The following is a 16954-nucleotide window of genomic DNA, read 5'->3' as shown; positions in this document are numbered from 1 at the left end:
GGAATTATCAATTCAATAGAGTAACCACATGAAGATGGTTACGCTGAAGTGCGACATCCAAAGGGATTTCACCGTTATCTTTTTTGATGGTTTTATTTGCACCAAATTCAAGCAACAACTTGATCATTTCTTCATGGCCGTGGAGTGCGGCTTCATGAAGTGGAGTCCACCCACCTTGCTGAATTGCGTTCACTTCAGCGCCATGCTTGAGTAGCAGTTCGGCAACGTCGACTTGGAGAGTGGCTACCGCAGAGTGAAGCGGCATAACCTTCATGTCGTTCTTTGAAGCCCTGTTCACATCTGCTCCCTTCTCCAACAGATATCCGACAATATCTTTGTGACCCAGATACGCGGCCAGCCCTAGAGCTGTAAAACCATCATTCGCATAGGCGTTCACTAGGTTCGGTTCAGAGTCGACCAGCTCTTGCACTCGATCTAGTCTACCGGAGGCAGCAGCTTCAAACAGGTCCAGCGGGATATCCTGTTCTAGAAGGTATGCAAGCGTAGCTCTTGCTCCGTTGTAGATAGCGGTTAGGACAGGCGATTGGCCGGTCTGAATACGGAGTTGGAGTAGCGTTGGGTTCGATTGGAGCATATCTTTTACACCCCCGACGTCGTCCTTCACAATTGCCTCTAAAAATTCCTGTACCATGTATTCATACCCCCAAATAATAGTAACCTGCGTTGAGATGAACGTTGCTCTATACAACCATTTTAAGGCAATAGCACAAGTTTTTCACTATTTTGGTAATCACGAGGCATGAAATGCTGTGGGTATAAGGCACCAGTCGCTTGGGCTTTCAACTGGTTCTTATACCATTTGCTGCGTACATGTTCCGATTGTCCGGCTGCCAGCACATCTTTCGAGTTACCTGCGAGATCGGAGAAATCTACGACTTGACGCCACGGAGCAGAGTAGATTACGTTGCCACTTTCTTCATTATAAGCATTCATCCAGACTGTGGTTTCACTCCCGCCGACTGAATACTTTTCTGGATTGAAAAACCAGTTGAGTACGGGAACAAACTCAAATGTCATGTGACCGGGACCGAAACGATGGAATTCCCCCCACTTCCAGTTAGTCGGGGCTTTGCCTCGTAATTCAATCACCTTCTCCACCGCCTTTCGAAACGAAGTGAGGGAGGACTGCTTTAATCCTCCAGCCGCTTTTATCCAGGAGTTCTCCTGACCGTCGGCTGCTTTCAGAATCATCTCCGGTATTACGTTACCCTTGTCAGCCATTCGGGTGTAGACGAAAGGTGTCATCTTGTACTCGAATACAAGGCGGTTCCATTGGTCCATCCAAAAGTGATAAACAAGTGGTGCCGCCTGATCAGGGCTTTCTTTATAATCCCAAGATTTCAATAGTTCTAGCGCTTTCCCTTCGATATCATTAAGGTCTGCTTTTTCTACTAGAGGGATAAGGATCGGAAGAAGTTGCTTGGCCTGAAGATTGAGAACATCCGTCTGTAGTTGAATCATGTCATTGGCTGTCAATCTCCCTTTTTTGCTCTCTATCACCTCAGCAATTCGCTGAGCCCGGTACGGAGCCGCCCATGACTTAGTGATTATGTGAGGATAGCTGTCATCGACGATTTTGTTGTTTGCTGTAACAATGTAACCCTCTTCAGGGTTGACCGCTTCCGGCAGTTGATCGAAGGGGATAAAACCTACCCAATCGTGCTTCCTGGTCCATCCTTCGGTCGGGAGCACGCCGTCTCCTTGCCTGCGAATAGGAATTAACCCTGCTGTATGGTAGGCGATCGTACCGTCGTCTCCTGCGAAGATGAAGTTTAAGACCGGTGCCTGGAGCATGCTTAACGCCTGCTTGAATTGTTCGTAGTTGGTCGATTTGTTAATGGCAAGAAACGCTTCAATATCTGTGCTCGGACGAAGAGCTGTCCATTGTAAGGAAATGTCCTTTTTGGTGCGATATTCTCCCTCCCCGATGAACTCGTTCATGATTGGTCCGTGAACTGTATTAAGGATCTCGAATTCGATCGCTTTTTGGCCCTTTACAGAAATTGTCTCATTGATAACTTCAGCGTCCATCCATTTCCCTTCATATTCGAATTGCCTAGGGTTGATGGGATTTCGTTTCTCCACAAATAAATCCTGCGCATCCGCTTGAGCGTTTGTGACGCCCCAAGCGATCTTATCGTTGTGTCCGAGAATGATCCCGAGTATGCCCGGTATAGTGACTCCAATGACGTTACGCTTCTCATCCCCAACTAAAATGAGGTGAGTCTCGTACCAAATAGATGGTGTCTGAACAAACAAGTGAGGGTCATTGGAAAGAATCGGTTTTCCGGACAGAGTTAATTTCCCCGAAACTACCCAGCCGTTCGAGCCAATGTACCTGTCCGCCCACGCAGAAATGAACGGATCTTCCAGCAGTGGGCCGAACTCGAATGTACCCAAACTAGCCGTCTTTCCATCATTTTGAATTACCGCCTTATCTGGTGACTTAGATAAGTTTTTTCTTATGGTAATATATCCATCTTTAGGATAGGTCGGAAATAGTTCCTTAGCCATGTCCTCTCCGACGATGTTTATTAGGTGTTGACGATAGCTCTCGCCTCGGTAATTAACCCCCATCATATAGGCGAGGTATTTGCCAATGAGAAGAGTATCAGTCGGATTCCATTCCTCCGGTTCAAAACCCATCATGGAAAACTCGATCGGCAGTTTGCCAAAACCTGCTTTTGCTTCTTTAATATAAGCGTTCACACCTGCGCTATAAGCTTCAAGGCTCTCCTTCGTTTCCGGTGTCAGCAACTTCAAGGACTGCTCTGCCGAACGCCGCAGTTGGAGTGTTCGAAAAAACTTATCCGAGTCCAAGCTGTCTCCCATGGTCGTTATCTCGGCTAATCGCCCTCCAGCAATTCGACGGAACATCTCCATCTGGAACAGACGATCTTGCGCGGTAACGTAACCCTGAGCCATGTATAAGTCTCTCTCCGTTCGAGCCTCGATGTGGGGAATACCTCTTTCGTCCCTGTATACACTGACTGGGTACTTTAAACCTACTAACTTCAGTTCACCTTCCGTCGTCGGCAGGCTCAGACCGGTATAGATGTAGAGTGCCCCCGAAACGAGAATTACCATCGAAACCATAGTAATCGTTACTATTGAAAGAAACCTCCTGAAACGCACCCATCCACGTTTTTTGACTGCTTGAGGTGTATGTAACTGAGTGCCAGTGAACATCACTTTATACCTCCAGTGAACTTCAAAAAATACAGCGTCAGTTGTCAAGCTAAAAATGAGTCGCTCCCGGGCACACCTCGTTGGTATGCCCGGCGCGAATTTAGAAGCCCTGCAGAAGATTACTTCATCTGGAGAAGTTCTAGGATGTAACCGATGAGTGGTTTTTTCATCAGGGAGTAGTGATCCGCCATCGCGTGGTAAACCTTAAGACCGGTAGCCAGTCTGCGCCAGTGTTGCAAATTGTCGTCTACCGCCGTTGTGCTGACCAAGATCGGCTGTAATCCATCCAGAGGCTTCGGGTTATAAGTGGCCATGGCATAAGCGTTGGCTTTGAAGACTCTCAAAAGATGCCCGACTCCTTCTGCGGTCAAGTCAGGAGGCAGAAGTCCAGCTTTTCGTAATTGGACCAGCCATGTTTGTCTGCGCTGTGCAGCATCAAGTCGATTTATCTCCTCCCTCATCTTGCTTAGCGAAGCTGGCAGATCACGGCCAGCTATCGCGGCAAGATCCTGAATGAACCATGCTTCAAGTTCCTCTTCCGTCAATGATCTGTGAGCCGGGTCGGGCAATTTAGTGTCGAACAAGATTAGCTGCATGACACTCTCGCCTTGTTGCACCAATTGGAAAGCCATCTCGTAAGCAATCAAACCACCCATGGACCAACCTCCGAGACGATACGGTTCTTGTTTCTGTACCATCCGGATTTCATCCAGATAACGCTTCGCCATTTCTTCGATTGTGGTTAGTGGCTCTGTCTCGCCCTGTAAGCCAGCTGCTTGAAGGGCATAAACCGGTTGATCACACCCCATTTCCCTCGCGAGATCACCATAACAGAACACGTTGCCGCCAATTGGATGCATCAGAAAGAGAGGTACTTTTGTGCCTTTTTGGATCTCCACCAGTTGCGCCGGACGCTTCTGACTCGTTTTGTTTCGGAGCGCAACCGCCAGTTGCTCAATCGTTTCCGCTTGGAACAACACCGCTAATGGAAGAGATTGACCCATCTTCTTTTCAATCTGGGAGATCATTCGAACTGCCTGCAAAGAGTGCCCTCCAAGGTTGAAAAAGTTATCTCGAATACCGATCGGTGATAAGCCGAATAGATCTTCCCAGATTTGAACGAGTTGATGTTCGAGCACGTCACGTGGTGCTACGTATGCTCCTCCTGCTTCCAAACGCTCCGGCGCAGGAAGTGCCTTGCGATCCACTTTGCCGTTTGGTGTGAGCGGCAGGGATTCCAGAAGCACGAAGATAGAAGGAACCATGTAATTGGGAAGCTTCCGGTGAAGCGCTTCTGTCAGGCTTTCCGGCGTGACATTTTCAGCCGCAGGAACCACGTATGCGACGAGGCGCTTGTCACCTGGCACATCCTCGCGGACGTGAACCACCGCTTCCCTTACACTGGGGACCGTCACCAGACATGTCTCAATCTCCCCCAGTTCGATTCTAAATCCGCGAATTTTGACCTGATGGTCGAGGCGACCGAGATACTCAAGCTCCGCGTTCGGAAGATAACGAACCAGATCCCCCGTCCGATAGAGCCGGTCTTGCCCATTCGTGAACGGATTCGGCACAAATTTCTCGGCTGTCAACTCCGGTCGGTTCAAATATTTACGTGCCAAACCGTCACCGCCGATGTACAGTTCCCCCGTCACGCCAATCGGTACTGGTTGCATATAGCCATCCAGCACATAGAGTTGCGTGTTAGCAATCGGTCGGCCAATCGTCGGGCTACGGTCGCTGTCGCGCGGCACTAACGCATAGGTCGAGTAGGTAGTGTCCTCTGACGGACCATACAGGTTGTACACCTTGTCGACGTGCCCCAGTTCGTACAGTTGATCAACCAAATGACGTCGAAGCGGTTCCCCTGCCAGATTCACGGTCCGTACGCTCTCTGGAATTCCGTTCATGGCCAGCAGTTCCTGAATCGCCGACGGCACGGTGTTGACCAGTGTGACCAGGTTCCGCGCCGGCAAATACGGGAGATGCAAGGCGTTCTCCGCCAGAATGACGCTGCCGCCCGCCGAAAGGGTGACGAATATCTCGAACACAGACAAATCAAAGCACAATGAGGTGGAGGCCAACACACCCTTGAGTTGTTCGCGACTGAACTCGCTTAGCGACCAAGCGATCAACGCGACCGCGTTGCGGTGGCGAATCGCCACCCCTTTCGGGTGGCCAGTAGAACCGGACGTGTAGATGACGTAGGCCAGATCCTCGGGACCAGCGGTAGTCGGCAGATTCTCGATCGAATGCTTTCCAATTGCGTCCCAGTCAGTGTCCAGGCAGATCGCTTCACTCTGGCTCTTTGGCAAGCGGTCAAGAAGATGTGCCTGTGTAAGCAGGAACGGTGCCTGTGCATCTTCCAAGATGTACGCCACTCGTTCGCTGGGATAGTTTGGATCCAGCGGTAGATATGCCCCTCCTGCTTTGAGAATGCCGAGCAAGCCCACGATCATGTCCAGACTACGCTCCACTTTGATGCCAACCAGGGTTTCCCTGCCAACTCCCTTTGCTTGGAGATAGCGGGCCAACTGGTTAGCCTTAGCGTTGAGTTCCCTATAGGTCAAGGACTGGTCTTCAAAGATCACCGCCACAGCGTCAGGCTGGCAAGCCGCCTGCCGTTCAAACTGTGTGATCATCGTCTCGTCCACACCATAAGGCATCTCTGTTCGATTCCATTCATGCAAGAGTTGGTCCCGTTCCTCCTGATCGAGGATGTTCACTTCCCGGATCGGTTGTTCGGGTTCCTTGACTACCTCCTCCAAGAAGTTGTGAAAATGACGTGCCATTCGACGAATCGTTTCGGCTTCGAACAGATCGGTACTGTATTCGAACCAGCACAGCAGCCCTTCATCTGTTTCCGAGATGTCAAGTGTCAGATCAAACTTCGACGTCTTGGTCTTGAAGCCAACCGGGCTCAGTTCCAGGTTCGGGATTTCCCACTTTGTCGTCGGTGTGTTCTGCAAAGCAAACATCACCTGGAAGAGTGGCGAGTGGCTCATGCTACGCTCTGTCACCATCTGTTCCACCAACAACTCGAACGGAACGTCTTGGTGCATGTAAGCACCGAGTGCCACTTCCCTGACACGCCGCATCAGTTCCACGAAGGTCGGATTTCCGCTCAGATCGGTACGCAGTACCAACGTGTTAACAAAGAAGCCGATCAGTCCCTCCGTCTCCTGACGGGAACGCCCGGCCACCGGTGTTCCGACAGGGATGTCTTCCTGCCCGGTGTAGCGGCACAAGAGCGCTTGGAACGCCGCGAGAAGCGTCATGAACAAGGTCGCACCATGACGATGACCGAGCGCTTTTAATTCGGTCGTCAGTTTATTTGGAATCTTAAAGACCTCACACGCCCCACGATAGGACTGCACTGGCGGCCGTGGTTTGTCGGTCGGCAGCTGTAGCACAGGGGGACTTCCGCTCAACTGTTTTTTCCAATAGGCCAGCTGGCGCTCGAGAACCTCACCCTGTAACCAGTTTCGTTGATGAAGAGCGTAATCCGCATATTGAATCTGCAGCTCCGGCAAGTTCGGTTCCGTTCCGCATGTATATGCCTTGTACAGTTCGGTCAGTTCCTTCATGAGGATGCCGAGCGACCAGCCGTCCGATACGATGTGGTGCATGGTCAATAGCAGAACGTGTTCTTGTTCGCCAAGAGCAACCAGCGAGAATCGGATGAGAGGACCTTTTGTCAGATCGAAGGGACGCTCCAATTCTTCCTGTATTAACCGCATCAACTCCTCTTCGGCTGTATTCTTGTCCTGAGTGGTCAGGTTGAAAAGAGGAAGCGGCATGTACCTCGGTTCTTGTATCTGTTGAATAGCTTCTCCTTCATACTTGGCGAATATCGTTCGCAGTACTTCTTGTCGTCTTACGATCTCATTTAGACACTTCTCTAACGCCTCTACATCTAAGCTGCCTTGAACACGAACGGCAAACGACATGGTATACAGCGGGGTGTTATACAGCAGTTGATCCAAGACCCAAAGACGCTGTTGGGCGAACGAGAGCCTCAGTGGTTGATTTCGGTCAGCCTTCTCAATCGGCGGTAGTTGCTCTATACTTTGAAGTTTCTGAATTTGGGCAGCCCAATCGGAAAGCTTCGGATACTCAAATATGGTACGAAGCGGTATCGATATCCGGAAGGTTTCATTGGCTCGCGATATCACTTGGGTAGCCAAGAGTGAATGACCCCCAAGATGGAAGAAGTCATCAAAGGCACCGACCTGTTTTACTTTCAGCACATCGCTCCAAATCTGTGCGACCATCTCTTCGAATAGATTCCTTGGGGCGACGAATGTCTCCGTATCAAAAGTTAAACCCTCCGGCTTTGGCAAGACTTTATGGTCCACCTTTCCGTTCGGAGTCAGCGGCAATTCTTCCAACAGTACGAAATCGGCAGGAATCATGTACTCCGGTAGGCGGGCCTTCAGAAAAAGTCGTAGGTCAGCAGTATTGACCGCCGAAGAATCAGCGACGATGTATGCCGTAAGACGCTTAACTCCAGGCTCGTCCTCCCTTACCATGACCACAGCTTGGGTGATGTACGGATGTTGTTCGAGTACCACTTCGATCTCTCCAAGTTCAATCCGGTACCCCCGAATTTTGACTTGGCTGTCAATCCGCCCGATGTATTCCAGATTGCCGTCCGACAGGTAGCGGACAATGTCACCCGTCTTGTACAGTCGCTCACCTGGCCGTGAACCAAACGGATTAGGGACAAACCGCTCCTCAGTTAAGTCCTTACGATACAAGTAGCCCTTGGCCACTCCAGGACCCCCGATGTACAGTTCGCCGGGTACGCCGACCGCTACTGGTTGCATATGTGCATCGAGAACATAGACCTCCACGTTGTCAATGGGACGCCCGATCGGTATCGGTCTGCCTTTCATGTTCGGATCATTTTCGTACCAAGTTGCCGTAACAGTAGCCTCGGTAGGACCGTAAGTGTTCACCCAGCGCACTTGGTTGCCTGCCAATTTGGACCAGGTAGCGTAAACCTCGGTTGATGCCTTTTCACCCCCAACTACGACTAGCCTCAGCGATGGTGGCAATGTAGCCCCTATATGTGCTAAGTCTTGTACCCAGCCGTGCCAGTAGGCAGTCGGCAGGTTTAACACAGTAATCCTTTCCTCATGGACCCAGGTAAGGAAGTCTTCTCCGCTTGCGACAAACTGGTCTTTCCACAACACGAGAGTGCCCCCGACAATCAATGTCGGAAAAATTTCCTCCACTGCAATATCAAAGCTGAACGAGGCAAACTGTAGCACGCGGTCATTTGCATTCAGAGTGAACCGACGAATGACCGCCATGTTGTGATTCATTACCCCTCGATGCGAAATCATGACGCCCTTAGGAGTGCCCGTCGAGCCCGAGGTATACATTACATACATCAAATCGTCGAGACCAACTTCGGAGTATGGCGTCGTTGGAACTTCTGCTATATCACCCAAATGGTCGTCGAGGAAGACAACCGTACCTTCATAAGTTGGCAGCTTGTTTTTCAGGCGCTTCTGGGTCAGTAGGATTTCTATCTTAGAATCCTGAATCATGAAAGCCAGTCGTTCCGACGAGTAAGACGGGTCGAGCGGAAGGTAAGCACCTCCTGCCTTCAAAATTCCCAGAATGCCCACCACCATCTCCGGAGAGCGTTCCACGCTTATACCCACCAAAGTATTCGCTTTTACACCCAACCTGCGCAGTTGGTGTGCCAAACGGTCGGCACGCTCGTTAAGTTCACCGTAGGTCAATTCCGAATCCTGAAACTTTACTGCTACTGCATGTGGGGACATCTGTGCCTGCTTTTCAATCAATTGATGAACGCACTCATTTGCCGACAAATTCACTTGTCCTTCCTGCTTCCATTCCTCAAGAAGAAGTTTACGTTCTCTCTCTGGAAGCAGATTCAATCTCGCGATATTCTGATTCGGGTTCTCGACGATAGAGCCCAGCAACGTTTCGAAATGGCTGATGAATCGCTCCATGGTGGAAGCATCGAACACGTCTGAGTTGTACTCCAGCTTTCCTTCCAGACCACCTTGCTGCTCAATTAGGGACAAGGTCAAATCGAATTTAGCCCAGTTCGTTTCGAATTCCACCAATTCCATCGACAATCCCGGCAGTCGGGCTCCTTGTATCAGCGGCAGGTTGTGCAGGACAAACATCGCTTGGAAGATCAGGGTACGGCTCATGTCACGTATTGGCTGAAGCTCTTCCCCGAGGCTCTCAAAAGGAACTTCCTGATGATCCAACGCACCCAAAACGACTTCACGGACCCGATCTAGAAGGTCAAGGAAGGTAGGTTCGCCGCTGAGATCAGTCCGAATGACTAGTGTATTGACAAAGAACCCGATGAGTCCTTCCATCTCCGGACGGTTCCTAACCGCAATCGGTGTACCCACGCATATGTCTTCTTGGCCGCTGTATCGGTAAAGCAATAATTGGTAGGCAGAAAGCAACGTCATAAAAAGCGTTACCCCGTTTTCCCGACTGAACGCCTTGAGCTTGTCATTTAATTCCTTGGAGATTTTGAAACTGATCAACTTCCCCCGATGACTCATAACGGGAGGACGGGGGCGGTCGGTCGGCAGCTGCAGGACAGGTAAATCCCCACCCAGTACTTTTCTCCAGTAGTTCATTTGAGATTCGAGATATTCTCCTTGTATACGTGTGCGCTGCCAGAATGCATAGTCTGCGTACTGTATGGACAACTCCTCAAGCGGGGAGGGCCGACCTTGGCAGTAAGCTTCGTACAGGATTGACATCTCACGAATGATCAAGGAGGTAGACCATCCGTCCGAGACGATGTGATGAATATTAAACATCACCACAAATTCTTCGTCATCCAGACGGATCATATTGACCTTTAGTAACGGACCCTGTTCCAGATTGAACAACTCCTGCGCCCAAACGTTGATTAGGCGCATCGCTTCCTCCGACCGTTCCTCCGGTTCCATATGGCGCAGGTCGATGACGGGCAGAGGTAGTTCGAGCTTTTCCAGAACCACCTGATAAGGTTCTCCGTCCTCAACTCTGAAGACCGTACGAAGCGATTCATGCCGACGGACGATTTCGTTGAGGGAACGATGAAACGCATCTAAGTTCAGGTTTCCGCGCAGCCTTACTGCCATCGGGATATTGTAATGCATTCTTTCCGGTTCCAGCTGACACAAAAACCACAACCTCCGCTGCGAGAAAGATAGCGGGAGTTTTCCATGGCGAGAAACTCGAATAATCGGGAGATCTCCGTTCTGCTTCTGTTCCTTCAAAGCCCTGTCCACTTCAGTCGCCAAATCGGCCACCGTTGGGTTATTGAAGAAACGCGCCATCGAAATTTCAACTTTAAATTGGCTGCGTAAGCGCGTCATTACTTGAGCCGCCAACAAAGAGTGGCCTCCAAGATGGAAGAAATTATCAAACATACTGACGCACTCTTTGCGCAGCACATCTTTCCAAATCTGTGCGACCATCTCTTCAATTAGATTCCGTGGCGCGACTATCGCCTCCTCATCTACTGGCATGCTCTTTGCCTCAGGCAACCTCTTATAATCGATCTTGCCGTTCGGGGTCATTGGCAGTTGATCCAATAGCACAAAAGAGGTGGGAACCATATACTCGGGTAGACGACTTTTGGCAAAGTCGCGCAAATCGATTACATCCGTAGTCGATGGGGAAGCTACCACGTAGGCCGTAAGCTGCTTGATCCCTGGCGCATCCTCCCGAACTATGACTACCGCTTGGGATACCTGTGAATTCTGTTCGAGTACCGCTTCGATCTCACCCAGCTCGATACGATAACCGCGAATCTTGACCTGATTGTCCATTCTGCAGACAAACTCCAGGTTACCATCCGGCAGGTAGCGAACGATGTCACCTGTTTTGAACAGCCGCTCGCCTGTCTGGGAAGCGAACGGGTTACCCACGAACCTTTCATCAGTTAAGTCCGGTCGGTTCAGATAGCCTCTGGCAACTCCTGGCCCCCCAATGTAGAGTTCCCCCGGCACACCGATAGGAACCGGATTCATCTGTGTATCAAGTACGTAGATCTGCACATTGTCGAGAGGGCGCCCAATCGGAATTGGGTTTCCATCCTTATACTCTTTGTCCGGTTCGTACAATGTCGCAGTTACCGTAGCCTCTGTAGGACCGTAGGTGTTCACCCATCTGACTCGGTGTGCTGCCAGCTTCAACCAGTCAACATACGTCTCAGCAGATGCCTTTTCTCCCCCCACGACAACCAGCCTCACAGAGGGCGGTAACGAGCTGCCGAGCAGCGCCAAATCGTGTACCCACCCGTGCCAGTAAGCCGTTGGTAAATTAAGTACCGTAATTTTTTCTTTATCAATCCAATGGAGGAATTCTTCTCCTCCCGCCACATGGAGGTCCTTCCAAAGAACTAGAGTCCCTCCGACGATCAACGTTGGAAAAATCTCCTCTACCGCAATGTCGAAGCTGATAGAAGCAAATTGGAGTACCCGATCGTTTCCGTTCAAATCGAAGTGCCGTACGACTGCCAGGTTGTGATTGACTACCCCCCGGTGTGAAATCATGACGCCCTTCGGAGTCCCGGTTGAGCCGGAGGTGTACATCACGTACATCAGATCGTCCGGACCCACTTTGGAATTACACGGAAGCTCCGGCTCTTGAACAATGTCGCCCCAATCTGCATCGAGACAGACTATCTTTCCATTAAAAGTAGGCAACTTCCCCTGAAGGCGTTCCTGCGTAAGCAGGACGCCGACCTTGGAATCTTGGAGCATAAATGCTAGGCGATCCGATGGGTAAGCCGGGTCAAGCGGTAGATACGCCCCTCCCGCCTTCAGGATCCCGAGCAGGCCTATCACCATCTCTAGAGAGCGTTCCACGCTAATTCCCACCAACGAATTCGCACCGACGCCCAACTTTCGCAGATAGTTTGCCAAACGAGAGGATCTCTCGTTCAATTCTTCATATGTTAGTTCCTTATCTCGATACTTTACTGCAACCGCATGGGGGGTCATCTGTGCCTGCTTTTCAATTAGATGGTGAACGCACACCTCTTGAAGCACGTCCGTTTGGGCTTCCTGCTTCCACTCAGCAAGAATAATTTGAAGCTCTTCTTCTGAAAGCATTTTCAACTTGGACATCTTTTGAAGCGGGTTCTCAATGATAGAGTCCAGTATTGTCAAGAAATGACCCGCCATACGTGAAATCATCGAGGCGTCGAACAGGTCTGCATTGTAGACAAATTTTCCAGAGCAACCGTCCTTTTGTTCCTTCAGCACGAGGGTCAAGTCATAATGCGTAAATCGTCGGACTGGTTCAACAAGCTCCATCCTCACGCCTTCAGCTTCGAGTTTCGGAGATTCGGAACGTAGTTCGAACGTAGCTTGAAAGAGTGGGTGACGACTTGTGTCTCGTTCCAGATGCAGGCGTTCTAAGATAGTCTCAAACGGCACCTCTCTATTCTTGCGCGCTTCATCCACTAGTATTTGACACTTGTGCAGTAGGTTGGAGACTGTCAGGCCCGTGGTCAGATTAGCGCGCAGAACCAGCGTATTCTCGATAGGTCCGATTACATGGTTCCACTTTTCCTCGCGGGAATCTGCTTTCATTCCGATCAGGATGTCCTCTTGCCCTGTGTACCTATGAAGCAATGTCACGTAAGCGGCAAAAAGCACCGTGTATCTTTCGACACCCTGGCGTTCGCTCAGGATTTTGAGAGCTTCGTACACATCGGACGGTATCTCAAAGACTACTTCTCCCCCGTTGGTAGTCTGGATGGGCGGCCGTGGGCGGTCAGTGGGCAAGCTCAGAACGGAATGTACTCCACTCAGTTGGTTTTCCCAATATGCAAACTGCTGGTCAATCTCCGGCATTCGCTCTACCTGCTCCAGGACGAAATCGGAAAACTGAGCGCTTGGACTAGGCAGCGAGAAGTTCATACCTTTAGAAGCAAGAGAATAGAGCGTTGCCAACTCATCAAGCATAACCGCAAGAGAACCTTCATCCGCCGCCAACCGATGTACCGCAAACATTGCCAAGTGCTCCTGGTCTTTCGTACGGAGCAACATGGTTTTCAGCATCACACCTTTCGCCGGCTCCAGCTCTCTTTGTAGTTGTTGAAGAAGCATATTTGCAACTTCTTCTTGTGTAGGTTCATTCCGAAGATCGTACATCGTGAACGGCAGTACCACTTCATCCAGAATCTCTTGAAGGAGTTCGCCGTCCTGTTCGACCAATCGAGTCCGGAGGCTTTCGTGGCGACGTACGAGTTCATGGATGCTTCGCTCGAACGCCTCTATTTCCAAGTTACCAGACAGCCGAATCCCGAACGTAAGGATGCTTTGTTGGCTGTTGGGAGTAAACTGCTCCAGAAACCTCAGGCGCTTTTGTGATACTGAAGCCAGTACCGTTTTCAACGTGCTACCAATCTTCACCTCGGAAGCATCCACGTGACCTTTTCGTTCAATTTGGGAGCAAATAAACTCAGCAATACCTTCGATCGTCGGATTAGCGAAAAAATGGCGCAGAGGGATTTCCACTTCATAGAGGTTTTTTAGACGAGCAATTACCTGGGTTATCAGGATGGAGTGACCGCCAAGCTCAAAAAAATTATCCTGTATGCCAATTTCATCTTGATGCAAGACTTCTTTCCATACCATCGCTACTTGCTCTTCGAGCTCGTTGCGTGGAGCCACGAACTCTACGTCCAGGTTTCTGCGGTTAAATTCAGGCGCAGGTAGTACCTTTCGATCCACCTTGCCATTGGGTGTCAACGGAATCGCATCCAAAATCATAATCGTGGACGGGATCATGTACTCTGGGAGAGTCTTTCGCAGATGGACATACAAGTCATGGATAACAGGGGCGTTATTATTCGTGGTTACGTATGCCACCAACCGCTTATCTCCCGGATGGCCGTCGTGAACGACCGCCACCGCCTGTTTCACATAAGGATGAGTTTCCAGCACAGCTTCAATTTCGCCAAGCTCGATTCGGAAACCACGCACCTTAACTTGTTGGTCTATTCGACCTAAATATTCGATTTTGCCGTCTGACAGATAACGAACCAAGTCGCCTGTACGATAGAGACGCGCCCCTTCTTCTTTGGAGAAAGGATGCGGGAGAAATTTCTCTAGTGTTAAATCCATTCGGTTCAGATACCCCAACGCAAGACCTTTACCGCCGATATAGAGCTCGCCCGGTACTCCGATCGGCACCTGGTTAAAATGAGCGTCCAGTACATACGTTTCTGTGTTTTGAATGGGACGTCCAATGGTAATGCGATCAGAATTTTCTACTCGATCACATGTCACCCAGATAGTGGTTTCTGTTGGGCCGTATTGGTTCCATACTTCCACCCCTTGTCTGAGCAGTGAAGTCGCCAGATCACGAGGTAAGGCCTCACCTCCGATCACCACCTTTCGCAAGTTCTTGTTACTCCAGCCAGCTTCCAGAAGCATCCGGAACGTGGACGGGGTCGCTTGCAGGATGGTGATCTGATGTCGGTTGAGAAGGTCTATGAGCGCTTGACCGTCTGAAGCCTCTTCTTTAGTCGCAATCACGAGTAGCATGTCAGTGATCAGCGGCAGAAAAATCTCAATGATCGAAATGTCGAAAGAAATGGTAGTGACAGCCAGCAGTCTGTCCTCCTTCGACGGTGAGTGTAATCGCTTCATGGACAAAAGGACATTCGTCAGGGATTCATGCTTGATCTGCACTCCTTTGGGCTTACCAGTCGAGCCGGAAGTGTAAATAACATAGACAGGATCGTCCTTGGTTGCTTGAAATGTTGGGGCATCGCTGCTAAAAGAAGCGATCGTCTCTGCCTCTGCATCTACACAAATCAATTTCACCTGTAATGCAGAAAGGCCTTGAATTAGCAGTTGTTCGGTCAAGACGATGGGCATGCCCGACTGTTCCACCATGTAGGCGATTCGGTCAATCGGATAACTTGGATCGATTGGTACAAAAGCACCGCCCGCTTTTAAAATACCGAGAAGCCCAACTACCATGTCGAGTGAGCGATTTATGCAGAGCCCCACTAACACACCAGGGCCAACTCCGTGTTGCTTGAGATAATGAGCCACCTGATTCGCCCGCTTGTCCAGCTCGCGCATGGTAAGAGAACCATCTCGTCCGACTACCTTTAATTCGTGTGGAGCTTTTTCTACATGTGCCGCGAACAACTCGGGTAAGCACACAGAAAGGTCGTCGTCCGTTTCCGTGTTCCTCCACGCTTCTAATTGCACCGCTTCTTCTTTCGTCAAGAGGCTGTACTCGGACAGCTTCTTGTCGGGTTCATGGACGATTTGTTCAAGGAGATAACGGTACTGGTGGACAAGTCGTTGGATCGTCTGCTGGTCAAACAGGTCGGTGTTGTATTCAACCATGCAAAGCCAGCCATCCGGTCGCTGGTCCACGTTTATTGTCAAATCAAACTTAGCGGTCTTGTTGTCGATCTCGATGGGAGTAATTCGCAATCCCAATTTTTCCACTGTCAAATCAGTCAGATTGTTTGACTTGGTCTGCGCATGTGGTTCGTTCAGGATAAACATGGTCTGGAAAAAAGGAGAGTGGCTCAAATTGCGATTAGGCTGTAGTACTTCGACCAATTTCTCAAACGGAAGATCCTGATGCTCATAGGCACCTAGCGCAGTAAGACGCACACGCTGAAGAAACTCGCGGAATGTTGGATTGCCTGTCAAGTCGGTACGGAGAACAAGTGTGTTTACGAAGACTCCGATTAGCCCCTCGGTCTCGACGCGTGGCCGGTTAGCAACGGGAGAGCCAACGAGTATGTCCTCAAGCCCTGTGTAGCGGCTAAGAAGCAGCTTGTAAGCTGCCAGAAACGTCATGAACAAAGTCACGTTCTCCTTCCGGCTCAGCCGCTTGAGGTTCTCCATCAACCGTTCATCCAATGGCATCCAGTAACGGGCTCCATTGAACGTCTGCATCTTAGGGCGGGGTCTATCCGTTGGGATCTCTAGCACAGGAAGTTCCCCGCTAAGGCGCTCCTTCCAGTATGCAATCTGTTTTTCCAATTCAGTTCCTTGAAACTGTTCTCGTTGCCATATGGCGAAATCAGGATACTGAATTGGCAGCTCCGGTAGAGGTGACGGCCGCCCCGTGCAGAATGATTCGTACAAGGCGGTCATCTCTCGAACCAACACTCCGACAGACCAACCGTCTGAAACAATGTGATGCATGTTCAAAAGTAGAAGATGATCCTCGGGATTAAGCCTGATCAATGAAACTCGAATCAGTGGCCCCTTCGAGAGATCAAACGGTTTCTTCACATCCTCTTCCGATAAGCGGATGGCTTCCTGCAAACGCTTCTCTACCGGCAACATCTGCAAGTCTATGACTGGTAAATGCACATAGACACGTGGTTCTATTTTCTGCACCGGCTGTCCGTCGACGATCCTATAGCTCGAGCGCAGTATTTCATGGCGCTCGACGATCGCGTTGAAGCTTTTTTCCATCGCCTCGCTCTGAATTGGGCCCGTCAGCCGCAACGCGGCAAAAGTGTTATACCAGCTAGACTCCGGCTCTAGTTCGTTCAAAAACCACAATCTCTGTTGAGCATACGATAGCGGGAGATATACGTTTTGTCCCGCTCTTCGTGGAATAATGGCTGTCGATATTGACTGTCCGGTTCTCTTGCCATGCAACCGCAAAGCAAGAAGCTTTCTTTGTTCATCAGAAAGCGTTGAAATCCGACTAGAACGCTCATTCATATTCGGATAGAACCTCC

General features: G+C 50.2%; 3 protein-coding genes. All 3 read right to left on the bottom strand.

What is annotated here, in order from left to right; genetic code table 11:
• Positions 1-7 precede the first annotated feature (7 nt).
• A complete protein-coding gene (locus M516_RS0108615) occupies positions 8-652 on the bottom strand; it encodes an ankyrin repeat domain-containing protein (protein ID WP_029098754.1) in 645 nt (214 codons plus the stop codon).
• 62 nt (positions 653-714) lie between these two features.
• Positions 715-3210, bottom strand: coding sequence for a penicillin acylase family protein (locus M516_RS0108610; protein WP_035289351.1), 2496 nt, complete (start codon positions 3208-3210; stop codon positions 715-717).
• 119 nt (positions 3211-3329) lie between these two features.
• The gene (locus M516_RS23100) at positions 3330-16937 is read right to left on the bottom strand and encodes an amino acid adenylation domain-containing protein (protein ID WP_051188157.1); all 13608 of its coding nucleotides are present in this window, start codon (positions 16935-16937) and stop codon (positions 3330-3332) included.
• Positions 16938-16954 lie beyond the last annotated feature (17 nt).

Origin of the sequence: Brevibacillus thermoruber 423 (assembly GCF_000454065.1) — a bacterium.
In the GTDB taxonomy this organism is placed as follows: Bacteria; Bacillota; Bacilli; order Brevibacillales; family Brevibacillaceae; genus Brevibacillus; species Brevibacillus thermoruber.
This window is presented reverse-complemented; position numbering and strand designations above follow the sequence as displayed.